Consider the following 26630-nt stretch of genomic DNA (forward strand, 5'->3'; position numbering starts at 1 on the left):
GGTCTGCTTTTCAGTAAAATTGACCAGTAAATTGAACAAAAAGTCTCTTAGTCTTTCAAAACAATCTGCGACTAGCCGAGCCGATGATGCTGTTCTAATTCTAAACTAGGGTCATTCTCTTTTTTGGGAACCAGAAGCGTATTTTCGCTGCTCGGTTGCAACACGGCTTTAATCACTTGGAGAAAACGGTTAGGCTTTTTAGTTTGACCGTTGAGAGTGCGCCGGTCTTGCACTTTTTTAGAAAGGTGTCGCATTACAGATAAATCGAGTTCATCGATGAAATGGTCTGCTATACGTTCTCCCATTAAATCAATAGCTTCAGCATACTGATCGGTTAGCGTTTCTATGGCATCGTATGCTTCGTCAGCAACTTGACTTGCTATTGTTTTATTTTGGTCGCCCGGTGTCTGGGAATGGCTGCGGCGTCGGTCTAAAAGACTTTGGTAATCAGCAATGCTCATTCCCAAATTGTAGAGATGGTGGTGAGCGTGATCCATCAAATCTACTTCACTCGGATAGAAGAAACCACGAGTGCTGTTGATGCCGTGCAGTTTTGCCCAACGCCGCAGATTTGTCTCATCTTGCAGTTGGTATCGCTCCAACATTTGAGCTGTGTTCAGCTCTACTTCTGGCGTAACTTTGAAATCGCTCATCGGTAAATCCTCGCTGGTGAGTAAATAAATAAAATTGAAACTTAGAATCTGTGATTGGCGTACAGTCTGAAAATGACGATCAATCCTGTGACGGCATTGAGGGAAGTCTTGCGGGCATTTGCTCGCCGTCGATCGTGCGATCGTTGTTCGATCGAGTCAGAGGATTTCAGGGTAGCGTACTTTTGGGCTTTGTCTCGATCGCATCCGGGAGCAAGCACACAGGGTTAATAATATAGCTGATTTATGGTTTTAACAACCGTTAAAAATAGTAAAGTTTGATTGTTGGGCTTGAATTATTAGTAATGTTGAGCTATAATATTCTCAATAACCGTGCAATTAGTAATTTTAGTAGTTGCAAACGAGATTCTTAGTATGCCTGTATACGATTATTTGTGTCCCGAAAACAACCAGCAGTTAGAAGTTTGGCACAGCATGAACCTGGAAGTTTCGACTTGGGGCCAACTGTGCGAGTTGGCTAAGTGCGAACCCGGGGAGACTCCCGCAGATGCTCCGGTACGCCGGTTGCTGAGCGCTCCGAGATTGATGAAGCCGACATCCGACACCGATTATAAAAATTCGGGTTTCAGCAAGTACGTGAAGCGGGATGAAGGGGTTTATGAAAATGTCACGGCTAAGGATGGTGAAAGCCGTATTGTTAATCGAGATGGTAAGCCGCTTAAAGACTGAGAATCGACAATAATCAAGTTTTCAGTTGAGTGAATTACAGATCTTGGGTAGGGACACGGCACTGCCGTGTCCCTTATTTGATCCGATTGAAAACAGCTATATTATTCAGATTATATTATTCTGAGGCAGACACCACAAAACGCTCAACCGGACATAATATTATTAGCCAAACCAATCTTTCATTTTTTGTTTGGCTTGTTCTTTAGTATCAGCATTAATGTATACTGAAACAGTAGCTATTGCCACCAGCAATACTCCCAAATCGTCGGTAAATCCGATGCCGACTAATATATCGGGAATGGCATCAACAGGAGATATAAAATAGGTCAAATCTCCAACTACAACTCCTTTTGCCCAAGCAGGCACGTTTGAGTTCTGAGCCGTATAGTAGAGAATTAAAGCTTTTTCAACTACTTCTCTTCATGCGGTTAAAGCAAAGTTTTTAAGTTTAGTCCAAAAACTTTCATCTGAATAGTTGATTTTGGGGTTGCTGAGGTTTGTTGTGGTCCCTTTCCGGTCGATTAAATCGAGAGGAATTCCCTTAGTTTTAAGCTGGGAAACAGCAGAATTGAAGGATGCTGATGCCTGATTTTTATTGGGCGTGGCCTCCCGTATTTGTTTCATGTCTGCGATGAATTCCTGCATGGCTTGGATTTGCAAGTCGGAAACGGCCAGGAGTTTTTTGGCGGATTGGATCGCCTCGCTTTCTGCGGGATGCAGCGTCTTATTTGCCCCAGCAATGTTAATTAAAAAATACATGACTCCCAAACGCAGCGGTTCTTCTGACTTGCTGAGTGTTTGCAAACAGTCGGTGAGTGAGGGGGGACGGGCTGTGTAGGATTGGATTTGAGCCTTTGCAGAGTCAGAAAATTTGTCTAAATTTATGGTTTTAAACAACAAATCTAGTTCGTCAATATCAACGGAACCATCGGCGGCTGCGATCGCAAACAAAGAACCATAAAAAGCTAAAAGTTCGCTTTCTGAGGAGGTGGCAAAAATATCTCTCTCGGACACGATGCTACTCTGATTCATGACGATGCTTTGCATTTTACCACAAAACTCAGCTCGAAATGATTTCGGCACGCGCATTCAAGGGCTGCGGAAACCGGCAATAATTTTAGAGAGTATGAAACAAAGGAGAATTTTTTATGAAAGTTGCGATCGTCGGCTGCGGCTATGTGGGTACTGCGACAGCCAAACATTTACGCGGCAAATCTGACTGTACCGTGACGGCGACAACTACCACGGCAACGCGAGTAGTTGAGTTGGAGGGTGTCGCGCAGCGGGTAGCCGTGCTCAAGGGAAATGACAAAGATGCGATCGCTGCTGTACTGCAAGAACAAGATGCTGTTATGCTGTGTGTCGGTGCTCCAAATCCTCATGCTTATCGGGAGAGTTATTTAGATACTGCGACAACTTTGGTATCGGTTTTACAGCAGATACCGACAGTAAAGCAGGTTATTTATACGGGTACTTATTCTGTGTATGGCGATCGCCAAGGTGAATTGGTAAATGAAGAATCACCCGTCGCGCCGGCTAATCCAAACGGTGAAATTCTCGCCGAAACAGAACGGGTTTTATTAGCAGCATCTAGTCCCAATCTTCAAGTCTGCATTCTCCGTTTGGGAGGAATTTATGGGCCGGGGCGAGAATTAGTTAAAATCTTTGGAGGCTGGGCTGGGAGCACTCGTCCCGGTAGGGGAGAAGATGCTACTAATTGGGTGCATCGGGATGATATTGTTGGGGGGTTAACCTTTGCTTTGGAAAATCGATTGCAGGGAATTTACAATTTAGTCGGGGATGTGTCGCTATCGAGTGGTGAATTGCTCGATCGTATTTTTGAAACTCACAATTTGCCTAAAGTTTCTTGGGATGGAAGTCCTAGCGTGCGGCCTTATAATGCGAGGGTGTCGAATCAAAAAATTAAGGCGGCTGGTTATCAATTTATACATCCTGAAATTAGGGAGTATTAATCGAGGAGTGAATGGCGTCATTGAGGGCGATCGCTCTTTTTTTATGTTCGCAATTAACAAGGCGATCGCTCTTCGATTTATATTAACTCCGGTCAATAACTCACAATAATAGTGTTGGATATTTATCGGTGCATACTTTTGATTATATCGGTATTCACTACCAACTTAATTAATTATAATTATTGACGCGGACTTGATATTATTGATAGATAAAGGTAAAGCTATAAAGGGTGTTACCGAACTAATTGTAGATGCACTCTCTGGAAAATTATCGGCTGGTATCATTTACAACCGCTGAAACAAATCCATCCGATAGCGTTTGTGATGACCTAATATATCTATCCCGAAATTTTGTTTGCGCGGATCGCCCAAATGTTTTAAAAACTGTGCAGACTCTTGGATAAAGGTATCGTGAACTATGTCACCATTCAGGATGAAACTTTCCACTGGATACCGAAAGTGAACCATCAAGAGATAACCTCCGGGAAGTAACTGGTCAATAATTTTTTGCTTGGTTGTCAGGAGGTCTGGCATTGTCAAATAATAGCCCACTTCTGAGAATAAAATTAAATCGAACTTCTCAGTTGGGAACTGCTGGGGTATCTGCATCTGCTCAAATCGCACCTGTGGGATATCGCGGCAGCGTTTCCGCGCTTCCTCTAATCCTACTTCTGAATAATCTACTGAAAGCAATCTGTCACATTTTTTGGCAAGTTTCTGGGTGAGGACGCCGATAGCACATCCGATTTCAAAAGCATTTTTGAATCGGACTTTTGGCAAGGATCTGAGCGTTGTTCTGAATTTACTGGTTTCATAAAAGCTAGAGGTGTATCTCCAAGGATCTTTACTTTGGCGATAGGTTTCATCAAAGAAGCTGGATTGTACTGATTCCGGTTCTGAAGGTTTCATTGTTAACCTCTCTAAGTTAGATAATATCTAACTAAATATACTCACAAAAAAAATAGATTCAGGACTTATTAAAGAATTTAACTTTTACACTATCTATAGAGTTAAGGTCGTCAGTGCTCACCCTACATATAGAGTCTGTACATAATTGCTGAGATCGCATCTTTCACTCTCTTCTCACTGATGAATCACAGGTGGGACGCCTGTCCCACAATACATCTAATGAATAAAGGGCGATCGCTCTTTTTCTTTACCGCAGATGCAGGCGGATAGACGCGGATGAACGCAGATGAATAAAGGGCGATCGCTAGATTAAATAATTATCTCGATAACGTTCCTGTGCCATTTGTCGTGCTTCAAATTCATTCCATTGCTGGATAGGTCGTAAAGTTTCTACAATTGTCAATTCATCGGGAATTGGTGTACCTATTATTTGATTGATTACTTCGGCTATTACCCGACAACAGCTTTGTGGCCAACGGACTACTTGCTCCTCAGCAAATCTAATGACTATCCATCCTTTTTCTAAAAATAGTTGATGGCGCTGATTTTCTTGGACAAGCACTTCGTAATTTTTAGGCTCACCGCTTTCATAGTGATAAGGTTGATCAATTGTTATATCAATACGTAAATTTGTTAACTTATCAAAATAAGAAATTTCTATATAGTAAGGTTGATAGGAGTGGGATTTTTGGATGATTAAATTGTTATAAATTTTATCGGGAATAATAGCTGTAAGTTCTTATAAAATTTACTTTCAACCCACTGAGACTTGGTACTGACAATTCTACCTTCAGGAGGGACGGTTTTTATGATAATGTCTTTAATTATCTGATAGCGATACTGTTTTATTTTTTCAGGTTTTTGGGATTCTGCTATCTGCCGTTTATGCTGAATCTCACGCTTTTTCCATTCTGCTAACAAATCTTTATAATCGCGCATTTGTTGCTTGTATTGATTAAGTGTCCGTAAGTAATACATTTGTTGTTGCCAGAAGTTCAAGGCAGTAACAAAGATTCCACCTACAGAAATATAGAAACTAATGATAATATTTTTACTGGCAATCAGACCAATAGTTGCAAAAGGAATAATTAATGGGAGAGATTTATAAAAAAACAAAAGTACATCAATTGGTTGGGGCTTATAACTAGGAGGTAAAGGTTTTGGTTCACTAAATTTCCATGTGAAGGGAACTGCATTCATAGCTTGAATAACAGGATCGGGCATGAGGATAATAGGATATTGATTCATGTTTTTTAGTGGGTGTATTATTAAACTATAATACTCAACTATTTTCACGAGATATTCCGCCCGGCAAAGGCAAACACTGTTGTAACAAGGTGGGCCAATGCCCACCCTACCAAATTACCCCATAATCCCAGCAAAAAAGTCGATCGTCTCTTTCAACGCTTTCACAAACACATCAATCTCCTCACGAGTATTGTAAAAATACAAACTCGCTCTGGCAGTAGATGAAACGTTCAAATAGCGGTGCAAAGCTTGGGTGCAGTGATGCCCGGAACGAATCGCGACTCCCTCCTGATCTAACATGGTAGACAAGTCTTGAGGGTGAATTTCTCCCGCAGTAAATGCCGCCAAAGCTGCCCTACCTTCGCCGTTGCTGTCTGGCTGCGGGCCGTAAATTTTGATTTCGGGAATTTGCCGCAATTGTTGGAACATATAAGCATTCAATTCTGCTTCGCAAGCGTGAATCTTATCCATGCCAATGTTACTAAGATAATCGATTGCTGCACCAAGGGCGATCGCCTCGCCGATTGCAGGCGTGCCGGCCTCAAATTTGTGTGGCAAATCGGCATAGGTGGAATAATCGAGAAACACGTCAGCAATCATCTCGCCGCCACCGAAAAACGGAGGCATTTCTCTCAGCAAGTCCAGTTTACCGTACAGAAAACCGATGCCAGTCGGAGCGCACATTTTGTGACCGGAAGCAACCAGCCAATCGCAATCTATTGCTTGCACGTCTACTATCATGTGCGGCACGCTTTGGCAAGCATCAATTAAAACTCTTGCGCCGAAACTGTGGGCAATTTTGCAGATTTCTTTGACTGGACTGATGCAGCCCAAAGTATTAGAAACGTGAACGGTTGACACCAACTTAGTTTTATGGGAAATCAGGGTTTTAAACTGTTCCAAATCAAACTCGTTAGTTTCCGTTAACTCCACAAACTTCAGCACCGCACCGGTTCTTTGAGCAATCATTTGCCAGGGAACGAGATTGCTGTGGTGTTCCATTACCGACAGGATAATTTCATCTCCGGCTTGCAGATTGCTCAAACCCCAAGAATAAGCAACCAAATTAATCGCTTCGGTGGCGTTGCGAGTATAGACAATTTCTTGCCGCGACGCGGCATTTACAAAGGCCGCAACTTTGTCTCTGGCACCTTCGTAAGCATCAGTCGCTTTGGCGCTGAGAGTGTGAGCGCCGCGGTGCACGTTTGCATTGTATTGTCCATAGTAATCACGCCAAGCGTTGAGCACAGCTAGGGGTTTTTGAGAAGTAGCTGCATTGTCTAAATAAACTAGCGGTTTACCGTTGACTTTTTCATTCAAAATGGGGAAGTCACCGCGAACTTTTGATGCAAGTGTTTTTTCTTGAATAAGTGTCATATTTTTTGAAGTTAATGATTTGTCGTTGGGTGGGGGCGGGTTTACGAAATTGTTGGTTTTAGGCAATTATTATTCGTGAAACCCGCCCCTACAGGCTGTTAAAAATGGTGCAAGATGTGGTAGGAACACAGCACTGCTGTGTCCTCTGTATCCTCATTTGTATGAGTTATCCTTGGATGGCCACGCAGGTAGAAAGCATTTTCGCCACCCCAAGAATCGGTAATTGATTGAGCATTTCCGCCGCAAAAGCATCGATTAGCAAATAGCGACTTTTTTCTAAATCCAAACCGCGACTTTGCAAGTAGAAAAGTTCATCATCTTCTAACTGGCTGACAGTTGCACCGTGGGAACATTTAACGTTGTCCGCCACAATTTCTAACTGCGGTTTGGTATCTACGCGGGCTCTGGGCGACAGCAATAAATTCCGGCTCAACTGTCCGGCATCTGTTAATTGTGCGGCTTTGCGAACGAAAACTTTGCCGTTAAATACAGCACGAGCTTTGTTGCCGACAATGCACTTGTGCAATTGGCGACTTGTACCGTGGGGGTGATTGAAATCGATTAAACTGTGAGTGTCTGATAACTGTTCCCCAAAGGCTACGCTTAAGCCGTTTAAAGTTGTTTCAGTGGCTTCGCCGCGCTGAAATACTTCTAAATTGTGCCGCGATATTTTGCCTCCCAAGCTGATAGCATGGCAAGTGTAACGGCTGTTGCGAGATTGTTCGATCGCACTTTTGCCGATATGAACAACCTCCCCACCTTCCCGCTGAAGCCGAACGTGATTCACAGTGGCGTTTTCGCCGACAACAACATCCGTTACAGCATTCGTAAATGCAGCGACATTACCGATAGTTGCGTAATCCTCAACCAGCGTCACATTGCTTCCAGGTTCAGCTATGACCAAGCAGTGCGGTTGGGACATCGTGGGAGATGCACCGGGCGCTGTCAGGAACAGCAAGTGAATCGGAAGGTCGATCGACATATTGGCCGGTACGAACACCACCGCAGAATCCGTCAAACCCGCAGTATTCAGCGCGGTAAACACCTCAGTTTGCTGTCTGTGCTTGCTCAAAACATCGCTGATGCGCCCTTGATATTTTTCGGGTACATTGGATAGATTACCTGCGTAAAAGTCGATAGGCAAATTGGGAAAAACCGACGACTCCACCGTTGACAAATCCGGCGCATAAAACCCGTTGACAAACACCAATCTTAATGGTAAATCTGCCTTGTTTTTCACTGGCATAATGATATCAGCCAGCTTAACTGTTGACTGATTGCTCTGGGGTATATGAAAAGGAATTTGCAACACCGCCGACAAATCAGTAAAGCGCCATTCTTCATCCTTCACCGTCGGAAAACTCGAAGAAAGCACGTATTGAGTCGCCGCATCCCGCAAATGCTGCCACCCGTAAGCAGAACTTTCGTTATTAGTTGCGCCCAACTTGCCGCACTGATTCACCAAATCATTCAAAAACATTTCCCTACTAGCAACTTGCGTATTCATCATCGCACGCCTACTCCTGCTGCTTCCTCTTCCACAACCCAGTCATAACCGCGCTCTTCCAATTCCAGCGCCAACTCTTTCGGGCCAGTCAAGATAATTCTGCCCGCTTCCATGACGTGAATAAAATCAGGAATAATGTAATTCAGCAACCGCTGATAGTGAGTAATCACCAACATCGAATTTTCAGCATTTGACAACTGATTCACACCGCCAGCGACAATCTTGAGAGCATCAATATCCAAACCCGAATCAGTCTCATCCAGAATAGCTAACTTTGGTTCCAAAAGCGCCATTTGCAAAATTTCATTCCGCTTTTTCTCGCCACCGGAAAAACCCTCATTTACGCTGCGGCCTAAAAAAGAATCATTCATCTTGACAATATCCAGCTTGTCCTCGATTAAATCTTGGAAATCAAAAGCATCCAATTCTTCCAATCCGCGATGTTTGCGGTGAGAATTGTAAGCCACGCGCAAGAAATCCAGATTGCTAACGCCGGGAATTTCTAAAGGATATTGGAATGCCAGAAATACGCCCGCCAAAGAACGTTCTTCCGGCGGTAACTCCAGCAGGTTCTGCCCCAGAAAAGTAACTTCTCCACCCGTTACTGTATAAGCAGGATGGCCCGCTAATATCTTGGATAAAGTGCTTTTTCCCGAGCCGTTCGGACCCATAATCGCGTGAATTTCACCCGATTTAATTTCCAGATTCAAACCCTTAAGGATTTGGGTATCTTCCACATTCGCAGTTAAATCGCGGACGGATAGCACCACTTGACTATTTTCAACAATCATCTATTTTTGTCCTTTGCCTCAATGCACTTTACAGTTTTTTCTTCTCGTTCCTATGCTGTACCCATTGGTGACAATTTAACGTTAAACCGATAGTCCGCCAGGGAATTCATTCCCTGTCTCAAAGCTAAAGTCCTCTGAAGAGGACTGAGAAGAAAATTTTAAACTCATTAGTCCTGTTTAGAGGAGTTTAGCTATTAGCCAAGGAATTCATTTCCTGGCGGACGGGGAGCTTAAGTTGTCACCAATGGACTCGGCATGGAAGGGTTTATTGCCCGCGAAAATTATCCGACACTTCCTTCTAGCTTCAGACTCAACAGCTTATCAGCTTCCGCCGCAAATTCCATCGGTAACTGATTGAAAACATCTTTACAGAAACCGCTAATCATCATCGAAATAGCATTTTCTGCGGAAATTCCCCGCTGTGCGAAGAAGAACAATTGCTCTTCGCCAATCTTAGAAGTAGAAGCTTCGTGTTCCACTTTAGCAGTGTGGTTCTGCACTTGAATATAAGGGAAAGTATTCGCTTGAGCGTTATCCCCAATCAGCATGGAATCGCACTGAGAGTAATTGCGAGAGCCTTTAGCATTCGGCCCCATTTTTACCAAACCGCGATAGCTGTTGGATGAATTTCCCGCCGAAATTCCCTTAGAAATAATCGTGCTGCGAGTATTTTTACCAATGTGGATCATTTTGGTGCCGGTGTCAGCTTGCTGTTTGTTGTTTGTCAGCGCTACCGAGTAAAATTCGCCTACCGAGTTGTCGCCGACTAACACGCAACTGGGATATTTCCAAGTAATCGCGGAACCGGTTTCTACTTGTGTCCAAGAAATCTTAGAATTGACTCCCTGACACAAACCCCGTTTGGTCACGAAGTTGTAAATGCCGCCTTTGCCGTTGGCGTCGCCAGCGTACCAGTTTTGCACTGTGGAGTATTTGATATCCGCATTGTCCATTGTTACCAATTCCACGACGGCGGCGTGCAGTTGATTGGTGTCAAACATCGGCGCGGTGCAGCCTTCTAGGTAAGAGACAGAACTGTTTTCTTCTGCAACAATTAGGGTGCGCTCGAACTGACCCGAATCTCCGTTGTTGATGCGGAAATAGGTTGACAATTCCATCGGGCATTTGACGCCTTTGGGAATGTAAACGAAGGAACCGTCGCTGAATACGGCGGAGTTGAGGGCTGCGAAAAAGTTATCGCCGACTGGTACGACGCTACCGAGATATTTTTCTATTAGTTCGGGATAATCTTTGACGGCTTCTGAGATGGAACAGAAAATAACACCATCTTTGGCTAACTTTTCTCTAAATGTTGTGGCAATTGAAACGCTGTCGAAAACGGCATCGACGGCGACATTTCCCAGCCGCTTTTGTTCGGATAGGGGAATGCCGAGTTTCTCGAAGGTTTCTAGCAGGGTCGGGTCTACTTCGTCCAAACTGTTGAGCTTTTTGGGCTTTTGTTTGGGCGCGGAATAGTAGATAATTTGTTGGTAGTCGATCGCGGGATAGTTGACGTGGGGCCAGGTGGGCTCAGTCATTGTCAGCCACTTCCGGTATGCTTTGAGGCGGAATTGCAGCATGAATTCCGGTTCGTTTTTCTTGGCGGAAATCAGGCGCACTACATCTTCGCTCAAGCCGCGGGGGATGGTGTCTGACTCGATGTCGGTGACGAAACCGTATTTGTAGGGCTGGTTGACTAGGGTTGTGACTGTAGAGCTCATTAATTTTGCGCTTTCGAGTGTTCTGGATAAGTCTCTCAAAGATGGCAGACGCGGAACTGTCGGGGGCCCGGCAAGTTCTGGGGGCTGCTCTGGGAAGTAAAACAACAGGTTTGTTGCTTTAGTATATTTTAAGCTACATTAACAACAGTGATATTGTCAAAGTCAAATTAATAATTTTTTGTGAAGATGATGGAGACTACTCAGCAGACTTCCACGAAACAAGACATCCTCGAATATTTGCTCAAGGAGGGGCAGGGGACGGCTCTTGAGTTGGCGGAGTCTTTGGATATCAGCCCGCAGGCGATTCGCCGTCACTTGAAGGATTTGGAAGCGGAGGGGCTGATTCAGTATCAGTCGGTTCAGGCTGGGATGGGGCGGCCGCAGCACATTTATGAGCTTACCAGTCTGGGGCGCGATCGATTCCCGAATCGTTACGGCGATTTTGCAGTCTCTTTCTTGGATACTTTGGCGGAAACCGTCGGCCGCGAGCAAGTGATTACTATCCTGCGAAAACAATGGCAGCGCAAAGCTACGGACTATCGGCGACTGGTGGGTGCTGGTTCGCTGCAAGAACGGGTGACTAAGTTGGTGGAACTCCGCAGGGCTGAAGGTTATATGGCTGAGTGTTATCCTGTAGAATCGGTAGAGGTTGGGATGTGCGATCGCGCTGGTTTGGGCGATCGATTTGTGTTGATGGAACACAACTGCGCGATTTCTAATGTTGCTGAAACTTTTCCGAGTGTGTGTGGCAATGAGTTGGAAATGTTTGCAGCGGTTTTGCCGGATTGTATTGTGGAGCGGACTCACTCGATTATTAATGGGGAACACCGCTGCGGTTATTTAATTGCAAGGAAGAAGGAAGAAGTTCGGCAACGGATTTTGTAACGGATTTAACGGATGTCACCCATGGAAGTTCGGCAACGAATGAGTATAACGGATGTCACGGATGTCAGGGATTACCAATTACCGATTACCCATTAGGAATTACTAATTTTTAATATATGGAACCGCTAGCAGATTTTTTAAAGCCGGAAGAGTGTGCGGAAGTTGATATGGCGCTGCTGTCATCGAAAGAAAAGTTTTCGGCGCGGGTGGCAATTTATGCTTTGAGGGTGCTCAAGCAAATTGCTGGGGAGACTGGGAAGCCGGTGGCTGAGGTGACTAATGGGCAGGTGATGGATTGGATTAAGAATGATGAGAGTATTAAAGGGTCGATCGAACTTGATGCTAGTTTTGAAAACTTTTTTACAAATTTGGTGGTGGCGTCTTTGCGGCCTTTGAGGCAAATTGCGACAGAATCTGAAAGCCCGATCGAACAATTAACAGTTAAGCAGGTTGTGGCGTGGTTTGTGAAGGACGGGAAGATTCGCAGAGAGCAGGGAACCGAGGCGGCGTTTTTGGATTTGTGAGTTAAAGGTCGATCGGCCCCACTGGCAAATAATACGTCAAACTCGGCTATTGGGGGCGGTTTGGGGCGAGCGAAAAAAAAGTTTTGACTTTGGGGTTGACAGACCGGGGAAAACTTGATAAGGTAATTAAGTCGAGCGAAAGAGATGCAGCGCATCAAACTGAACGCAGACACAGGATTAAAAGTTTTCAAAGCTTTCCTGGTGCTTATGATGTAATGGAACCACTCCGATCCATCCCGAACTCGGTTGTTAAACGTTGCTATGGCGAAGATACTCGGCGGGTCACTGCCCGGTAAAATAGCTCAGTGCCAGGTTAATAATAAATTAAAGCTCTTTTCCCGCAACAACGGAAAAGGGCTTTAGTTTTTTGGTGAGTTATTAGGCATCTACACCACAGCAAGTCTTGCGCCCTTTGTAGAAATCTCAATATTCTTCGCCAGCAGCAGATTTGTGGTCGATCGAACTTGATGCGAGTTTTGAAAACTTTTTCACGAATTTAGTAATTGCGTCTTTGCGGCTTTTGAGGCAAATTGCGACAGAAGCTCGGCTATTGGGGGCTGTTTCGGGCGATCGAAAAAAAGTTTTGACCAAGGGGTTGACAGACAGGGGAAAACTTGATAAGGTAATTAAGTCGAGCAAAAGAGATGCAGCGCATCAAGCTTAATGCAGACACAGGATTAAAAGTTTTCAAAGCTTTCCTGGTGCTTATGATGTAATGGAACCACTCCGATCCATCCCGAACTCGGTTGTTAAACGTTGCTATGGCGAAGATACTCGGCGGGTCACTGCCCGGTAAAATAGCTCAGTGCCAGGTTAATAATAAATTAAAGCTCTTTTCCCGCAACAACGGAAAAGGGCTTTAGTTTTTTGGGGAGTGATTAGGCATCTACACAACAGCAAGTCTTGGGCCCTTTGTAGAAATCTCAATATTCTCGACCAGCAGCAGATTTTTGGTCGATCGAACTTGATGCGAGTTTTGAAAACTTTTTTACAAATTTGGTGGTGGTGTCTTTGCGGCCTTTGAGGCAAATTGCGACGAACCGATGCGGCTTTTTGGGATTTGTGAGTTAAAGGTCGATCGGTCCCACTGGCAAATAATACGTCAAACTCGGCTATTGGGGGCTGTTTCGGGCGATCGAAAAAAACTTTTGACTTTGGGGTTGACAGACAAAGGAAAACTTGATACATTAATTAAGTCGAGCGAAAGAGATGCAGCGCATCAAGCTTAACATTAAGCTAAACGCAGACACAGGATTAAAAGTTTTCAAAGCTTTCCTGGTGCTTATGATGTAATGGAACCACTCCGATCCATCCCGAACTCGGTTGTTAAACGTTGCTATGGCGAAGATACTCGGCGGGTCACTGCCCGGTAAAATAGCTCAGTGCCAGGTTAATAATAAATTAAAGCTCTTTTCCCGCAACAACGGAAAAGGGCTTTAGTTTTTTGGTGACTTACAGATGTTTATAATATGACAAGTGGGTAAGTCCAGAACAAAATCTGGTGTAGTTGGGAAAACAAGGGTGAAATGCGTGTTATCAGCCGAAAAATCCTGCGAGATTTCTGTGAAAGCCATGCCGATTCCTGCGATGCACTTTATGACTGGTATAGAGTTTCAAGTAAAGCGGAATGGCAGAACCTAATTGATGTTCAGCAGATTTATCCAAAAGCTGAGTCAGTCGGAAATTTTACTGTATTTAATATTAAGGGAAATAGATATCGGCTGATTGTTGATTTGGTTTATGTCTCTCAAAGAATCTACATCAAATATGTTCTGACTCACGCTGAGTATGATAAGGATGAGTGGAAAAATGATCCGTACTTTTGATGCCAAATCTTATACAGATTTACTTGTTCGGTATCAACCCAAACCGATCGCAAATGAAGCAGAAAACGAGGCCGCGATCGCTCTGGCTTGCGAACTGGAACACCGCCCTATGCGATCGCTGGAGGAAGAGCTATTTCTGGAGCTTTTGATAACGCTGATTGAAAAATTTGAATCTGAAAATTATCCGATTCCTGCCGGAAATGCTGCTTCAATGTTGCAACATTTAATGGATACGAGAGATTTGGACAAATCTGATTTGATTCCTGTTTTGGGAACGGAAACTGAGGTTGAGAAAATTTTTGTTAGTGGAAGGGCGATCGAAATAGATGAAGCCAGGAAATTAGCCGATTTTTTCCACGTTGATATTAGTTTGTTTCTCTAATCGCGATCGGGTTTACTGTTATCAAACACAATTGCACTGATGATTGCATTTGTATCAAAAACGTAGCGCATCTCACTCCTCAAAAAGAATTGAATCCAAAATTTCTGCGGTCAATCCTCGCGCTTGAGCATTCCGACTAATCTCACTCATTACCTTCTCTAGGGGTCTTTTGCGTCGAGTTACATCACTAAGTTTCAGGCTAAGTAATGCCTCCAATTTACGACGCTGTTCTTCAGAAGCAGCCTCAAATATCTTAGCAACTTCAGCATTAACGCGAATTGTGATTGTTTTGGTTTGCATGATGGTTATGTGATGTTTCAATGACTGTTTTCAAATAAGCTAGAATTGCGGGGGAATCGAACCATGTTTTAATGCCATCATAACCAGCGATCGCCCTTATTTTAGCAGTCAAGAGTGGGCGATCGCCTTTCGCCTTCCTCATAGCCCGAATCGCGGGCAAAAGTTGCTGCCTAAACTGTGCTATATTTTTGACCAATTTGTCGAAGCAATTTAGTGAAATTGTCCTTGTCAGATTCATTTTGAAACGTATCTACTACCTTTTTTAACCTAGACAAGTCATTGGTATAGTTCTTGTCAGATAGCTGTGACACTAATTGCGACGAGAAAAATTTTACTAAATCAGGTTCATTAGATAAGACATCTACAACCTCTTTCAACTTAGACAAGTTCTGACTGTACTTCTCGTCTGATAAAATAGCTACTGCATTTTTTAATTGTGGCAACTTGTTTTTATACTTCTCATTAGAAACCAGATCCGATAAGTTTTTGTCACTCCCCACTAGAGTTACTAACTCTTGCAACTTAGATAAATTGGTAGAATATTTATCGTCGGACAAAATATCTACTACCTTTTTCAACTTAGACAACTCCTGTTTCTGCTTCGCGTCAGATAGCAGTGAAGTTAATTTGCTTTCCGTCTTGACAAATTTTGCTAAGTTTTCATAGTTAATGGCATGAGCATCTGAAAGAATTATTTTCCAAGCTATTTTTGCGTTTGTAAATACAACCCCCTCTTTTGCATCCTTAAAAAAACTGTTGTCTATCAAAGCGATTACTTTTTCTCCAGAGTCAAGAGATAGCCATGAAGACAGCGCTTTGGATAGTTTATCTAATGGAATATTAGGAGCAGAAAATCCATCTTTAATGCCATGTTGTGGAATTACATCCTTCTTTTGTGAAAAAAATTCTCCCCAATAACCGGGAATTATATCTTCAGTATAGGTGTAAGTCCGAGTTTCTAATTGATGCAGCTCCGATGAATCGCGAGTCTTTCCAGATTTGAGCAATGACCAAATCATATATGCTGTACCCGATGCCACAAGAGCAGTACCGCCCGTGATGAAACTGAGTCCACCAATAGCCGAAATAGTGGCAGTAATAGCAGCAGCACCAGACAATGTACCGGCTACTCCCAAAGCACCCGCAGCAGTCCAAGCCGCTAAAACAGTTGCAGCACCGGCGATTGTTCCTGTACCAATGGCAATTCCCAGATTTTTTTGGTCTTCGCTATCCATTTCTGAAACTAACGCAATAGACAGCACTCCTGCAGCTCCAAATAGCGCGACTCCTCCTGTTGCTACTGCTAAACCACCCAGCATTCCTAAACCACCAGCCGCGACAGAACCACCACCTAAAAAAGCTAAAGTCGCGTTGGTTGCAGCCGCTCCTGATAAACTACTAATACTAACACCCGTGGCTGTTTCTACTCCAAGTACACTTAGCATTTTCGTAGCTTGTGGAACAATTGCTGCTCCTTTGTCTTTAGCATCCGTCAGTTTCTTTTTCAATACTTTAACAGTTTTGACAAAATCATAGGCTTTTTCAGCAGAAGCAATTTGACTATCTAAATTCTGTTTCCTTGCTATTGAGTAAACAACTTTAGCATTTTCTGGAATTTTAGCCTGGCTGATGAATGAGTCTAAGGACTTCAAAGTGGCGGCATCTTCTACTGTTTTTCCATCGCGCACCTGCTGATAAGTTAACAGGTACTTTGTCTGTATATCGGGAGTTAATTGTGGGTTTTCATTGATCAGTTTGACAAGAATAAAGTCAACTGTTAAGGCTCTTGAGTTGGCAAGGGCTAAAGAGTAGTTTTGCTTGATTTCTAAAGGCAGTGCAGAAGCCGCAACAATTGAGTAAATATCTGTGAGCGCCTTAAAGTCAGGAACCGGTTCGCCGGCACGGACGTAGGCAAAAGTTCCTCTGATTAGTTTCTTTTCTGCCTCAGTTAGTTTAGATTGACTTAATGCCATTTCAATGGCTTGCTCAGTTCCGAGTAAGCGCGAATTGTTACTGGCGATTTCGTAACGCTCTTTAATTTTGTTGTCTAGCTTTGAGGAGCGTATCACATAATCAAGCAAATCCAAGGCAATCACATCGTTAATATACTCACCATCTTCAACTTGCTCATAAACAAATTTGCATTTCGCTTTGCTTGCTTCTTCGACAAATTGCGTATTTTTGTCAATTTCTTGATAAATTTCCTCTTTTATTCCGAGTTGTCTATCGTATAAGGTATGCAAAACTACAGTAATATCTTTACCGTCTTGACCGCGCCCTTTGATGGTAATCTCTTGGCTATCTTGAACTTTGGAGGGAATTTCCACCTGGCAAGGTTCTCCCGATCGCAAAGTAAAAGTTTGCTTTCCTCCTACTCGGGCTGTGGTATAAGGAACAAAAATATGATAGTTCTCCAAGGTAGAAAAATTTTTGCCTAATCCCTCGCTATCAGCCATAGCGCTAGCTGGATCAAGCAAGTCTTTTGTCAATAAACCCAAAGTACCTAAAGCAACATAACTAAGAAAAGAGCGACGGTTGAGAGGAGAAATATTTATGTGAGTCATAACTGAGTATTTGTAGCTTGAATGTAGTTTTTAGGCGAAATAATCAAATCCGAACTCTAATTTATCAAGTTCGTTACTTCCAAATTTACTAGCAAACTTACCCTTAGCCCTAGTGGCCCACCCCAAAGCCTGTGCTTGCTCATAAATCAGATGAGCTTGTTTCTTTGGCGCCAATTTTCCTTGCGACAAAGCAAACTCACTCTATTAAATCAGCGACACCCAACTTTGTCAACAGGTGATTGACTACAAAACTGCGCCTGTTTAGCAAACTATAATTAAGCCAACAAGGAAATCCGCGTGGCCCGATTATTTTGCAACTTGCCTAAAATTACCCGATCGACTATTGTTCCTACTAGATATCATCTTGATATAACAACCAACAAAAACATGACAGCAATATTACCGCCTTGGATAGTTTTAGACTCCCTATTGCACAACTGGCTACTAGAAGATATCGGTAGGGGCGATCGCACAACAGCGGCCTTATTTCCCGCAAACAGCATCCAGGGTACAGCTAAATGGATAGTCAAAGAAGCTGGAGTCATTGCCGGATTGCCAATTGCCGATCGCACATTTAAACTTTTAGACAGCAGCCTCAGTTTCATCCCCCAAGTACCAGAAGGGAAACTGTGCGAAAAAGGAGAAGTAATTGCCGAAATTTCCGGCAATTTCGATGCGCTGCTAACCGGAGAAAGAGTAGCATTAAACTTGGCAATGCGTTTGAGCGGCATCGCTACTTTAACTCAAAAATATGTTGACAAAATTGCCGATTTGCCCGTGCAATTAGTGGATACGCGCAAGACAACGCCGGGATTGAGATTGTTGGAAAAATACGCAACTCAAGTCGGCGGTGCTAGCAATCACCGGATGGGATTAGATGACGCGGTGATGATTAAAGACAATCACATTGCGGCGGCTGGGGGAATTGCAGAGGCGATCGCCCTAATTCGCAATTCTATCCCCTATCCGCTGACAATCGAAGTCGAAACCGAAACTCTGGCTGAGGTAGAGACAGCTTTGCAGCATAAAGCCGATATTATCATGTTAGATAATATGTCCTTTGATTTGATGCGACAGGCAGTGGCAATAATTCGCCAAAAGAGTGATCGGGTAAAAATTGAAGCTTCCGGCAATGTTACTTTAGAAACAATTAGAAGTGTAGCCGAAACCGGAGTTGACTATATTTCTACCAGTGCTCCGATTACGCGATCGACTTGGCTGGATTTGAGCATGAAAATTCAGAGTCATTAGTCATTAGTCAGCAGTCATAAGTGATAGAAAATATTGCCAATACCCAATCAAGCTTTAATAGCCTCTTTATTCTTTAGTCCCCATCGGTTCGGACTTCGTTTGACTATTAAGCGATTTGAATCGCCGAATAATTCCAGAGGGAACTTATCTCTTAGCTAATGACTAATGACTAATGACTAATGACTTTTAACAATGATTTGAGATAAAATGAACCCAAAAATTCCCGTCAGGCATACAGAGGCTGCGGATTAAGCGGTAAGTATAGTGCAAGTAAGCACCGCTGATACTTGTATCGTAGCCACTTCGGAACCACTCACCATAGGGATCGTGAACGAAGAATCCCTCGCTGTCGTAGCCTGATGCAACTATAATGTGACCGAAAGACGTGAAGTATCCGTGGATGACAGCAGGATTTCCGCTGGCTAGCCAATCTTGAACGTCATCAATAGTTGCATTCTCGGTAAAGAAATCTTGAGCGCCGTAATCTCTAACAATCTTTGCTAAATCGTAGGGGTCCCAGCGACTGTAACCTTTGGCGATCGCATATTCGTAGAGTTCGTCTTCATATTGCCCGCTTTGTTTGCGCCGTGGCACTTTCAAAAAGTCCATACACATCGCTAATGAAGTTACATTGCAAGAACCTGTAGGATTGTTCAAGTTATCCATTTGCGATTTATAAGGAATGCCAAGCCTGACAGTTGGGGGATTCGGTTTAGGAAAAAACAGAACGCTCTCTTGAGTAATTTGAGCGTGTGCTCCAAAAACATACCAAATTCCTGAACCTTTGAAAGACTCGTTGCGGAGAGCAACTCTGATGTGACCGCGAGCCGGAGCAAAAGCCAGGATCTCAAACTCTTTTCCGGCTGGTATTACTTGTTTTTCCGAGTCGTGAAGTTGAGAAGACGCCAGCGGTTTTGATTTAAAAATGGTGTCTCTGAGCGTTTTCAGGATCAGCGGATGTGTGGGAATCTCCTCTGGTTTGGTTTCAATCAGCTTTTTGGCTGTGACTGCTCCCAAAAAACCTGGTTCGCCGCACTTCATCAGAGTTTGAAATCGGTGGAGGGTGGCCGTAGAGAGAGGGCCAAAAATTCCGTCTACGGGAGGCTTCAGTAAACCCAGGTCAATGAGGCGGCTTTGAATTTGACCACTGAGTTCGTCGTCTGCAGCAATTGCCTTGGCATCGTACCTAATGTTTGAGTTGAGAAAGTTTTGTAATTTCATGCTTGCGTGCCCCTGTCAATCAATTTTAGATTCTAGATTTTAGATTTTAGATTTTAGAATTACGATCGCCGATAAATCTGGTTTCCCTAGACTCAATTGCTTGCTCGTCCATAATTCCCAGTTTATCGTCTCATAAAATTACGGTAATTTTACCGAGCAATCGATTTTAGATTTTAGATTTTAGATTTTAGATTTTAGATTTTAGATTTTAGAATTACGATCGCCGATAAATCTGGTTTCCCCAGACTAAATTGCTGACTCGTCAATAATTCCCAGTTTCTCGTCTCATAAAATTACGGTAATTTTGCCGATCGCCCGTACCTTAAAGGCTTCATATTAATTATTTGACACAAAACCTTCAAGGCGCGGGTCGATCGAATTTCACGCACTATTGACTAAAAATCCCTCGTGCGCGTTGACATTGTTTCTGCCGAATGCCGAATGCCGTTGGATGCCTCAAAAGCAGAGGGATGGGAGAATTGCCCTGTTGAGGCGATGTCCAATTTATGCTTCGTCGGGACGAATTACCACAACACCCATCGCGTCGGGAGACAGATATTTGACGGCGGCTTCTCGGAGATCCTCGGCAGTCTGAGCTTGGATGCAGGCGGCATAGTTGAGGGCGGGAGCGATATCTCCTACCATCGACTGATAGTAACCGTACAAATTTGCTCGATCGCTCGGAGTTTCGTTACCAAAGATAAACCGATTTGCTACTTGAGTGCGGATGCGGGAAATTTCGGCATCTGTCACCAGTTCGGTTTGGAGAGTGCGGATGTGTTGGACGATCGCAGCTTCCACTGCTGCCAAGTTTTCTGTCGGTAGTTGAGCGGAAATTGAGAATACTCCGCCGAGTCGCTGAGTCATGTTGCTGACCGAAATTGATGAGACTAGCCCTTTTTCTTCCCGCAAATCCTGAACCAAGCGAGTTGTGCGGCCGTGACCCAATATTGTCGCCAAAACGTCGAGGGCATAAGTTTCTGACATTTCCATGAAACCAGGCACTCGCCACATCACGATCAGTCGGGCTTGCTGAAGGGAAGAGTCTACAAATTCGCGGCGGACTGTTTCTGTAAACGGCGATTCTTGGCCGTAGTTCAGAATTTGGGATTCTGGGTGAAAGTTGCCGACAGCAGGCACATTGATTTTGTTGTGTTGTGCTGTACTTTTTGCTGCAAAACTGTCTGCGACAATTTCTATTAGTTGCTCGACTGGCAAATTGCCTACAGCTACGGCTGTCATCGCCCCTGGGTGATATCTGCTGCTGTGGAAATCCCGCATTTGTTGGGCTGTCAACTGTTCGATTACCGCAGTCGGGCCGAGTACCGGTCGCTTGTAGGGCAGGACTTCAAAGGCTAATTCCATCGATCGCTGATAGGTACGGCGGCGGGGATTGTCTTCCGATCGTCTAATTTCTTCTAAGACTACCAGCCGTTCGCGATCGAAGGCGTCGTCGGGAATGCTGGCGTTGAGCAACACATCGACTTGCAGGGGAGCTAGTTCGGCAAAATCTTTAGGAGCTGTGGTGATGTAATAGTTAGTGTAATCTTGGCTGGTGGCAGCATTGGTGACAGCGCCGCGCTGCTCGATCGCGCGCTCAAATTCGCCACTGGGAATGCTCGGAGTTCCCTTAAAAATCATGTGTTCTAAAAAGTGAGCCATGCCGTTAATGTCGTCTGGTTCGACGGCTGAGCCTAAATTGAGCCACACGCTGAGGTTAACAGCATCGACCGGCAAGTGTTCGGCTATAACGGTGAGGCCGTTGGGGAAATGGCGGATTGTTGGGGCGTTGAGGGGCGATCGGGCGGAGGTTTTGAGTAGGGTTGATGTCATTGCGCTTTTAAATTGATCTTGTTCTCTATATCTTAAAGGGTCTTTAACGAAGGGCTCAGTGAGAAGCAGCCGATCGACTGGTGGCTGGTGGCTGCTGGAGATGACAACTGGCGCGAGGGAAATACAAGATCGGTGAGGGCGATCCTCTTCTCCAAGCTTCGCCAACGGGCGATCGGAAATCACTGCGATCGACAAAACAAAAGTTGATGTGTTAAAAGTTGCAAGTTATAGTCTACTTTGAATTTAGCCTTTAATCCCTTCTTTTCGGATTCAATTTTCGGAGTTGCAAATGCAATTTGAGTTTCTGATTCCAAAACGCCCTGTATCTTTGCAAACGAGGCAGAGAAGCAAGCTACAGGATTGGCGAGCATTTGTGCGTGCAGAAGCCTTAAAAACTTGGGTAGGAACTCCTTATTCAGGAAATGTTCATTTAGCTTTAGTGTACCTTTATGATGCTGACCCAGTTGACACTGACAATATAATAAAGCCCATACAGGATGCACTAATTGGGTTAGTTTATGAGGATGATTCACTTGTGACAGATGTGGAGTCCCATCGTCGCTCGCTTAGTGACACGTTTGACGTTGCTTTATGTCCGTCATTGTTGCTCCGTGGCATAATATCTGGCAGTGAGTGCGTTTACGTTAGAATAAATTCAGCAAAAGCATTAGAGAGTTATCTATGACCGCTAAATTAATACACGACAAATCAGTATCTAAAATTGCCGAAAAATACCGACAAGCAGGCTATACAGTATTGGTTGACCCTGAACCAGAAGACATCCCTTTCGATTTAGGGACATATCGTCCAAATTTGATTGTAAACAAGAACGAAGCCGAAGGTTATATAATCGAATTCAACGGTTCGGGCAGGCAAACATCTATAGATAGGTTGAAAGAGATTGCTGAAATAGTTTCTGAACATACTGGCTGGCGTTTCTTGTTAATTAATGAAGAAGATGCTTTACTGAAAGACAACTCCAATGAAGGAAATCTATTATCTTGGCAACAAATTTTTACTAGAAAAACACAGGGTGAACGTCTAATTTCATTAGGAGAAAATGAAGGCGCGTTTTTATCACTTTGGGGAATACTTGAAGCACTTTTGCGTAGACGAGCGGAGGAGGTTACTATTCCAATTGAAAGATTTCCCACTGTATCTCTCATCAAACATATGTATTCGCAAGGAGAACTTTCAATAGAAGAGTACGATCGAGCAATGCTACTTTTAAGCGTAAGAAACCGATTTATTCATGGATTTGAAGCGCCCGAAGTCAATGAGTCTGTATCTGAATTGCTCGCCCTTGTCAATGAATTAATCAGTTTATGGGCACCACAGTTATCTCAGTCCTAAAAGGTTTGGCAATAAGTCCTGAGTTTTTTTGGTGACAGCAAAAGATGGAAAATCTAAAATTGCATAAAAGCTTAGTATTTCCACAAGCAGCTTTTCAACGATTTTGGCGATCGACTTCGGGGAAAATCGGCTTAATTTTGACTGTAGCGCTGATGATCTCGGCACTGTTGGCCCCCCTACTTTCTCCTTACGATTCGGCGGTCGATCGAGATTATTTGTCGCGCTTGGTGGCTCCTAGCGCTAAACATTGGTTTGGCACCGACGGTTTGGGGCGAGATTTGTTGGTGCGGGTGTGGCACGGATTGGGGATCTCTTTAGTCGTCAGCCTGGTTTCTGTGGGTGCGGGTTTAATTGTGGGAGCGCTTTTGGGGCTGGTGGCGGGGTATTTTCGGGGGTTGCTGGAAATTGCGATCGGCACTTTGGCGGATATTTTGCTAGCTTTTCCTTCGATTTTACTGGCGATCGGCGTTGTTACCGTCACCGGGCCGAGCCTGCAAAGTGTAATTATCGCTGTCAGCCTCGTGCAAATTCCGATTTACATCCGCTTAACTCGCAGTATGGTGCTGTCTCTGCGGGAACAAGAATTTGTTTTGGCTGTCAAGGCCTTGGGCGCCAGCGACTTGCGGATTATTTTTCGCCACATTTTGCCGGGAAGTCTGGCGCCTCTAGTTGTACAAGCAACTCTTTCGACTGGTACGGCGACACTAGAAGCTGCCGGTTTGGGTTTTTTGGGTTTGGGCGCACAGCCGCCGGTTCCTGAGTTGGGGACGATGCTTTCTGATGCTTTTAAGGGCGGATACGCTCTTTCTTCTCCTTGGACTATTTTGTTTCCCGGTTTGCTGATTACCTTGACTGTTCTGGGTTTCAATCTTTTGGGCGACGGGCTGCGAGACGCTTTAGACCCCAGATCCAATGCTGCGGCAAGGAAATAGCAATATTCAGAACTTACGCAGCAAGCACAGTATTTGAGCCATACTGTGCCTCCTCTAAAAAATTGTTTAGGTATGCTCAAACTTTTGGCGGGAGTTGAAGGCATTTCAAAGTCGTAGCCTGGGCTGCCGACTGAGGTGATACCCGCTATGACTGGCTGCATTAAGATTGGTCCGGATAGGCGGCTGTCGCGCCCGATCGCGATCGTTAATTCTGCGACTGATTTATTGACTTTTTGCACCAGCCAACTCACAAAGGCTTGACCCAAAATTGTCGCCATTTCCGGGGTGGGGTTAACCTGTTCCTCTGGAACGCCTTCGAGGGCGATACCGCCAAGGTCTGAACCATGTTGCAGCTTTTTTCAGTTGTAGTTTGGCAAAATAATCAATAGTATTTTGGTAGTCCTGCATAGTAATGATAATCAAGCTTTTTGCTCTCTACATAAACTAGCGTTGGTAGTCATGCACAGTAAAAATATCGTTTTATTATGCCAAAATTATAGTGAGATCCACAGTTATAAATTCCCCCAATATGGTAAAAGCAGTTTTTTTGAGAAAGACAAGGTTTTACGAACCAAACGAGAAATTCGCTTCCGTAAAGTATTATTAAGTGTTTCAATATGACTGGTTTTTCCCGATTATTTACCTACGAGTCGCTGTCTTTTAAAAGGTAGCACTTCTGAATAAGATTCCCAAAATTTAGTATAACAAACAGCACATTGTCTATAGACAGGAGGTAAAGATTGCCAGAGCATGGACGCAGATTTTTTTGAGCGTTCTTCAATATAAAGTCCAACAATTTTACGGGTATTTCGATCGAAATCTATCCAGAACCATTGCTTTTTTAGCTTGTTTTTGTTTGACAATTGACACATTTTATATACCTGTAAAGTCAATGTATTTTTCGGTGTTTTCATCGCCAAATTTTTCCCAGAAATTTCGGCATACTTTTTATTTACATAATTGTTAAGCTATCGAATGGATACCCCCGTAGCTCTAGCAATTCCGGCTCAATAAGTTTTTTCTAAAATCAGCCGCTCAATTAAGGATTTAGTTTAGAAGTGGAACCTGCTTATATTGAGGATTTTCAATCTTCATGACGCCTACAATTTTTACACTTAAATCGCTGTTTACCGTAATAAATTTTTCCATTAAAAAAAACGCTTTGACAATTAAGACAGTCCATACTTTTACCTCAAAAAGTTATGTTGATTTAATATTAAACCATTACTGTGCATCGCTATCAAAGCATTTAACTACTTGCGGGACATATTAGTAGAGCAAGGATTCCTCGCCCTACTAACAGCCTTAAAGCAGAGTAATTGCAGTCGATGCCGGAGTGCCGATCGAACCTGAGCCAAAGCCCAAATTCACCACCCCACCAGTCAAACCAGGAAGATTGTTAATCGTCAGAGTAACGCTAGTTTGACCGGGATTAAAGTTCACCGTGCCGGACGAAGGATTCACAGCAAATGGACTAATGTTGTAGTCTACGTTGTTCACAGGTTGACCACCACCAGGGGCAACAATCAAATAGTCGATCGAAGCCGAAACCGAAGTATTGCCAGTCCGATTAATCGTAACAACTCCAGAACCACCATCAATAATAGGATCGGGAGATGAACCGTAAGAGAAGAAAGTCGGAGGCACAGCAGTAGTATTAATATTAGAAATCCCTTGATATTCAATGTTCCGCACTAGGTAGTCGGAACCATCGTTTTTGAAGGAGGTGGCGGCGTAGGCAGCGGTGGGGCTATCGTAGGCTTTAGTGGAAAACCGCAGTTCGTCAAAGGTAGCGCCACTCAGAGAGTCTCCTACTATCTGGAATTTGAAACTGCCATCGGTGCGATCGCCAATGAAAGTCACTCCATCTGAAGACACACTAATGGGTTTTGGAGCACTCGGAGCGTTGAGGCGAGCGATCTTAAAATTGGTGGCCGGTACCCGAACCCCATTATTAAAGATTTGCAGGAAACCCACTTCATTGCCTTGATCGCCCAAACCAGGACTTGTTTTGGGACTCAATGCACTGAGGTCGATCGTTGTGCTAGTGATGTCTTGGTTATCTGCCCATTTCACCTTCAGCGTCTGAGATTGATTGGTGTTGGGGTTATGGTTGATTTCCGCCCGAATTTTATTGGCATCGGTGAACCAACCATCATAAGAGGATGGGACACCAATACCGCCTGTACTGCCGTAGCTCAACCAGCTTTTAGGGTTTTCGTTGGTTGCTAAGGTGAGGTTGCTGATGACATTCGGGTTAAGATAGTCAGTTTCAAAGCCATCAAAAGCTATCCCAGACAGTTTGATGCCTTGATTTTGGGCGGCATTCGGCCATTGTGCGATCAGGTCACTGACACTGCTGTAATTATTGGTTTGACCCAAAGAACCAGTAAGAGTCGGCGTAACTGTAGGGTTAAATTCATAAGCGCCAATATCAACGATCGCACTTCCGTTATTATCACCATCTTGAGGGCGACTCACACCGCGCTGATCAGTAGCCGGCGCGCCCGCACCAGTACCGGTATCAATTGCCGGACTTCCTACTAGCAGCGGCAGGACGAAAGCGCCGTTAATATTTTGCAAAGGGCCGAGTAAGGGGTCTGCGATCGTCACATTTGCCGTAACATTACTATCATTAGGATCTCCGGTCGTCAGTTTAGCGGGAAATTGAAGATTGTTTCCCCCATCGATGA

27 protein-coding genes, 3 rRNA genes and 2 pseudogenes are annotated in these 26630 nt (G+C 44.0%); 14 read left to right on the top strand and 18 right to left on the bottom strand.

What is annotated here, in order from left to right; all coding sequences use genetic code 11:
• Positions 1-71 precede the first annotated feature (71 nt).
• Complete coding sequence (locus tag NDI35_RS12980; RefSeq protein ID WP_445313093.1) at positions 72-653, bottom strand: hypothetical protein; 582 nt, start codon at positions 651-653, stop codon at positions 72-74.
• A 41-nt stretch (positions 654-694) separates the two neighbouring features.
• A complete protein-coding gene (locus tag NDI35_RS12985) occupies positions 695-871 on the bottom strand; it encodes a hypothetical protein (RefSeq protein WP_445313094.1) in 177 nt (58 codons plus the stop codon).
• A 154-nt stretch (positions 872-1025) separates the two neighbouring features.
• Here NDI35_RS12985 and NDI35_RS12990 point away from each other — a divergent pair, with 154 nt between their 5' ends.
• Complete coding sequence (locus NDI35_RS12990) at positions 1026-1340, top strand: FmdB family zinc ribbon protein (RefSeq protein WP_445313095.1); 315 nt, start codon at positions 1026-1028, stop codon at positions 1338-1340.
• Positions 1341-1502: 162 nt separating this feature from the next.
• Here the strand turns inward: NDI35_RS12990 and NDI35_RS12995 are convergent, their stop codons facing one another.
• On the bottom strand, positions 1503-1706 hold the full coding sequence (locus tag NDI35_RS12995; RefSeq protein WP_445313096.1) for a YkvA family protein: 204 nt from the start codon (positions 1704-1706) through the stop codon (positions 1503-1505).
• Between the two features lie 54 nt (positions 1707-1760).
• A complete protein-coding gene (locus NDI35_RS13000) occupies positions 1761-2372 on the bottom strand; it encodes a hypothetical protein (RefSeq protein ID WP_445313097.1) in 612 nt (203 codons plus the stop codon).
• A 116-nt stretch (positions 2373-2488) separates the two neighbouring features.
• On the opposite strand from NDI35_RS13000, the gene NDI35_RS13005 reads away from it, so the two are divergent.
• Complete coding sequence (locus tag NDI35_RS13005) at positions 2489-3313, top strand: NAD-dependent epimerase/dehydratase family protein (RefSeq protein ID WP_445313098.1); 825 nt, start codon at positions 2489-2491, stop codon at positions 3311-3313.
• A 285-nt stretch (positions 3314-3598) separates the two neighbouring features.
• On the opposite strand, the gene NDI35_RS13010 is transcribed toward NDI35_RS13005, so the two are convergent.
• From NDI35_RS13010 to sufB, 7 genes are all read right to left on the bottom strand, one after another.
• A complete protein-coding gene (locus NDI35_RS13010; RefSeq protein ID WP_445313099.1) occupies positions 3599-4222 on the bottom strand; it encodes a class I SAM-dependent DNA methyltransferase in 624 nt (207 codons plus the stop codon).
• Positions 4223-4526: 304 nt separating this feature from the next.
• On the bottom strand, positions 4527-4784 hold the full coding sequence (locus NDI35_RS13015; protein ID WP_445313100.1) for a putative endonuclease domain-containing protein: 258 nt from the start codon (positions 4782-4784) through the stop codon (positions 4527-4529).
• 134 nt (positions 4785-4918) lie between these two features.
• Complete coding sequence (locus NDI35_RS13020) at positions 4919-5470, bottom strand: hypothetical protein (RefSeq protein WP_445313101.1); 552 nt, start codon at positions 5468-5470, stop codon at positions 4919-4921.
• 114 nt (positions 5471-5584) lie between these two features.
• Positions 5585-6847, bottom strand: coding sequence for a SufS family cysteine desulfurase (locus NDI35_RS13025; protein ID WP_333437188.1), 1263 nt, complete (start codon positions 6845-6847; stop codon positions 5585-5587).
• A 166-nt stretch (positions 6848-7013) separates the two neighbouring features.
• On the bottom strand, positions 7014-8357 hold the full coding sequence (gene sufD, locus NDI35_RS13030) for a Fe-S cluster assembly protein SufD (RefSeq protein WP_445313102.1): 1344 nt from the start codon (positions 8355-8357) through the stop codon (positions 7014-7016).
• A complete protein-coding gene (gene sufC, locus NDI35_RS13035) occupies positions 8354-9145 on the bottom strand; it encodes a Fe-S cluster assembly ATPase SufC (protein ID WP_445313103.1) in 792 nt (263 codons plus the stop codon). The genes sufD and sufC overlap by 4 nt, the downstream gene beginning before the upstream one ends.
• A 281-nt stretch (positions 9146-9426) precedes the next feature.
• Entirely contained in the window at positions 9427-10866 is a 1440-nt protein-coding gene (gene sufB / locus NDI35_RS13040) for a Fe-S cluster assembly protein SufB (RefSeq protein ID WP_333153706.1), read from the bottom strand.
• Positions 10867-11052: 186 nt separating this feature from the next.
• Between sufB and sufR the strand changes: the two genes are divergently transcribed.
• From sufR to NDI35_RS13080, 8 genes are all read left to right on the top strand, one after another.
• Positions 11053-11751, top strand: coding sequence for an iron-sulfur cluster biosynthesis transcriptional regulator SufR (sufR, locus tag NDI35_RS13045; RefSeq protein WP_445313104.1), 699 nt, complete (start codon positions 11053-11055; stop codon positions 11749-11751).
• Between the two features lie 116 nt (positions 11752-11867).
• The gene (locus tag NDI35_RS13050) at positions 11868-12275 is read left to right on the top strand and encodes an NDH complex assembly factor CRR9 (protein ID WP_333160838.1); all 408 of its coding nucleotides are present in this window, start codon (positions 11868-11870) and stop codon (positions 12273-12275) included.
• Between the two features lie 197 nt (positions 12276-12472).
• Positions 12473-12589 (top strand): 5S ribosomal RNA (gene rrf, locus NDI35_RS13055).
• A gap of 134 nt (positions 12590-12723) precedes the next feature.
• On the top strand, positions 12724-12939 hold the full coding sequence (locus NDI35_RS13060) for a hypothetical protein (protein ID WP_445313105.1): 216 nt from the start codon (positions 12724-12726) through the stop codon (positions 12937-12939).
• Positions 12940-12972: 33 nt separating this feature from the next.
• Positions 12973-13089, top strand: a 5S ribosomal RNA gene (gene rrf / locus NDI35_RS13065).
• Between the two features lie 460 nt (positions 13090-13549).
• Positions 13550-13666: ribosomal RNA gene (gene rrf, locus NDI35_RS13070) — 5S ribosomal RNA — on the top strand.
• A gap of 135 nt (positions 13667-13801) precedes the next feature.
• Entirely contained in the window at positions 13802-14101 is a 300-nt protein-coding gene (locus NDI35_RS13075) for a type II toxin-antitoxin system HigB family toxin (protein ID WP_333207050.1), read from the top strand.
• Positions 14085-14483: a helix-turn-helix domain-containing protein gene (locus NDI35_RS13080; RefSeq protein ID WP_445313106.1), complete on the top strand. Its 399-nt coding sequence runs from the start codon at positions 14085-14087 to the stop codon at positions 14481-14483. Before NDI35_RS13075 ends, NDI35_RS13080 begins: the two co-directional genes overlap by 17 nt.
• A 72-nt stretch (positions 14484-14555) precedes the next feature.
• On the opposite strand, the gene NDI35_RS13085 is transcribed toward NDI35_RS13080, so the two are convergent.
• Complete coding sequence (locus NDI35_RS13085; protein ID WP_445313107.1) at positions 14556-14783, bottom strand: hypothetical protein; 228 nt, start codon at positions 14781-14783, stop codon at positions 14556-14558.
• Positions 14784-14953: 170 nt separating this feature from the next.
• Complete coding sequence (locus NDI35_RS13090; RefSeq protein ID WP_445313108.1) at positions 14954-17347, bottom strand: hypothetical protein; 2394 nt, start codon at positions 17345-17347, stop codon at positions 14954-14956.
• 387 nt (positions 17348-17734) lie between these two features.
• On the opposite strand from NDI35_RS13090, the gene nadC reads away from it, so the two are divergent.
• Complete coding sequence (gene nadC / locus NDI35_RS13095) at positions 17735-18598, top strand: carboxylating nicotinate-nucleotide diphosphorylase (protein WP_445313109.1); 864 nt, start codon at positions 17735-17737, stop codon at positions 18596-18598.
• Between the two features lie 186 nt (positions 18599-18784).
• On the opposite strand, the gene NDI35_RS13100 is transcribed toward nadC, so the two are convergent.
• Both NDI35_RS13100 and NDI35_RS13105 read right to left on the bottom strand, forming a co-directional pair.
• Positions 18785-19819: a C39 family peptidase gene (locus NDI35_RS13100; protein ID WP_445313110.1), complete on the bottom strand. Its 1035-nt coding sequence runs from the start codon at positions 19817-19819 to the stop codon at positions 18785-18787.
• A 504-nt stretch (positions 19820-20323) separates the two neighbouring features.
• Positions 20324-21652 (bottom strand): M16 family metallopeptidase, encoded by a 1329-nt coding sequence (locus NDI35_RS13105; RefSeq protein ID WP_445313117.1) that lies wholly within the window; start codon positions 21650-21652, stop codon positions 20324-20326.
• Between the two features lie 289 nt (positions 21653-21941).
• Between NDI35_RS13105 and NDI35_RS13110 the strand changes: the two genes are divergently transcribed.
• From NDI35_RS13110 to NDI35_RS13120, 3 genes are read left to right on the top strand one after another with little or no spacing between them, the layout of a single operon-like run.
• Positions 21942-22337, top strand: a complete 396-nt coding sequence (locus NDI35_RS13110; protein ID WP_445313111.1) for a RusA family crossover junction endodeoxyribonuclease — start codon at positions 21942-21944, stop codon at positions 22335-22337.
• The gene (locus tag NDI35_RS13115; protein ID WP_445313112.1) at positions 22334-23005 is read left to right on the top strand and encodes a hypothetical protein; all 672 of its coding nucleotides are present in this window, start codon (positions 22334-22336) and stop codon (positions 23003-23005) included. The genes NDI35_RS13110 and NDI35_RS13115 overlap by 4 nt, the downstream gene beginning before the upstream one ends.
• A gap of 44 nt (positions 23006-23049) precedes the next feature.
• On the top strand, positions 23050-23937 hold the full coding sequence (locus NDI35_RS13120) for an ABC transporter permease (RefSeq protein WP_445313113.1): 888 nt from the start codon (positions 23050-23052) through the stop codon (positions 23935-23937).
• Between the two features lie 77 nt (positions 23938-24014).
• Here the strand turns inward: NDI35_RS13120 and NDI35_RS13125 are convergent.
• The 3 genes and pseudogenes from NDI35_RS13125 to NDI35_RS13135 form a co-directional block, all read right to left on the bottom strand.
• A pseudogene (locus NDI35_RS13125) lies at positions 24015-24215 on the bottom strand (phosphomannomutase/phosphoglucomutase); the annotation flags it as partial.
• 179 nt (positions 24216-24394) lie between these two features.
• Positions 24395-25120 (bottom strand): annotated as a pseudogene (locus NDI35_RS13130) (IS1 family transposase).
• Between the two features lie 122 nt (positions 25121-25242).
• On the bottom strand, positions 25243-26630 hold a 1388-nt coding region (locus NDI35_RS13135; RefSeq protein ID WP_445313114.1), incomplete at its 5' end, for a choice-of-anchor Q domain-containing protein.

The organism is Microcoleus vaginatus FACHB-2002, from assembly GCF_040004035.1.
GTDB lineage: Bacteria > Cyanobacteriota > Cyanobacteriia > Cyanobacteriales > Microcoleaceae > Microcoleus > Microcoleus vaginatus_C.

Coding starts and splice junctions, on each gene's coding strand:
- NDI35_RS13090 (WP_445313108.1), bottom strand. CDS start 17,347: ATGACTCACATAAATATTTCTCCTCTCAACCGTCGCTCTTTTCTTAGT.
- NDI35_RS13005 (WP_445313098.1), top strand. CDS start 2,489: ATGAAAGTTGCGATCGTCGGCTGCGGCTATGTGGGTACTGCGACAGCC.
- sufC (WP_445313103.1), bottom strand. CDS start 9,145: ATGATTGTTGAAAATAGTCAAGTGGTGCTATCCGTCCGCGATTTAACT.
- NDI35_RS13105 (WP_445313117.1), bottom strand. CDS start 21,652: ATGACATCAACCCTACTCAAAACCTCCGCCCGATCGCCCCTCAACGCC.
- sufB (WP_333153706.1), bottom strand. CDS start 10,866: ATGAGCTCTACAGTCACAACCCTAGTCAACCAGCCCTACAAATACGGT.
- nadC (WP_445313109.1), top strand. CDS start 17,735: ATGACAGCAATATTACCGCCTTGGATAGTTTTAGACTCCCTATTGCAC.
- NDI35_RS13025 (WP_333437188.1), bottom strand. CDS start 6,847: ATGACACTTATTCAAGAAAAAACACTTGCATCAAAAGTTCGCGGTGAC.
- NDI35_RS13010 (WP_445313099.1), bottom strand. CDS start 4,222: ATGAAACCTTCAGAACCGGAATCAGTACAATCCAGCTTCTTTGATGAA.
- NDI35_RS13100 (WP_445313110.1), bottom strand. CDS start 19,819: ATGAAATTACAAAACTTTCTCAACTCAAACATTAGGTACGATGCCAAG.
- NDI35_RS13080 (WP_445313106.1), top strand. CDS start 14,085: ATGATCCGTACTTTTGATGCCAAATCTTATACAGATTTACTTGTTCGG.
- NDI35_RS13075 (WP_333207050.1), top strand. CDS start 13,802: ATGCGTGTTATCAGCCGAAAAATCCTGCGAGATTTCTGTGAAAGCCAT.
- sufD (WP_445313102.1), bottom strand. CDS start 8,357: ATGATGAATACGCAAGTTGCTAGTAGGGAAATGTTTTTGAATGATTTG.
- sufR (WP_445313104.1), top strand. CDS start 11,053: ATGATGGAGACTACTCAGCAGACTTCCACGAAACAAGACATCCTCGAA.
- NDI35_RS13110 (WP_445313111.1), top strand. CDS start 21,942: ATGCAATTTGAGTTTCTGATTCCAAAACGCCCTGTATCTTTGCAAACG.
- NDI35_RS13050 (WP_333160838.1), top strand. CDS start 11,868: ATGGAACCGCTAGCAGATTTTTTAAAGCCGGAAGAGTGTGCGGAAGTT.
- NDI35_RS13120 (WP_445313113.1), top strand. CDS start 23,050: ATGGAAAATCTAAAATTGCATAAAAGCTTAGTATTTCCACAAGCAGCT.
- NDI35_RS12980 (WP_445313093.1), bottom strand. CDS start 653: ATGAGCGATTTCAAAGTTACGCCAGAAGTAGAGCTGAACACAGCTCAA.
- NDI35_RS13115 (WP_445313112.1), top strand. CDS start 22,334: ATGACCGCTAAATTAATACACGACAAATCAGTATCTAAAATTGCCGAA.
- NDI35_RS12990 (WP_445313095.1), top strand. CDS start 1,026: ATGCCTGTATACGATTATTTGTGTCCCGAAAACAACCAGCAGTTAGAA.
- NDI35_RS13020 (WP_445313101.1), bottom strand. CDS start 5,470: ATGAATCAATATCCTATTATCCTCATGCCCGATCCTGTTATTCAAGCT.
- NDI35_RS13085 (WP_445313107.1), bottom strand. CDS start 14,783: ATGCAAACCAAAACAATCACAATTCGCGTTAATGCTGAAGTTGCTAAG.
- NDI35_RS13000 (WP_445313097.1), bottom strand. CDS start 2,372: ATGAATCAGAGTAGCATCGTGTCCGAGAGAGATATTTTTGCCACCTCC.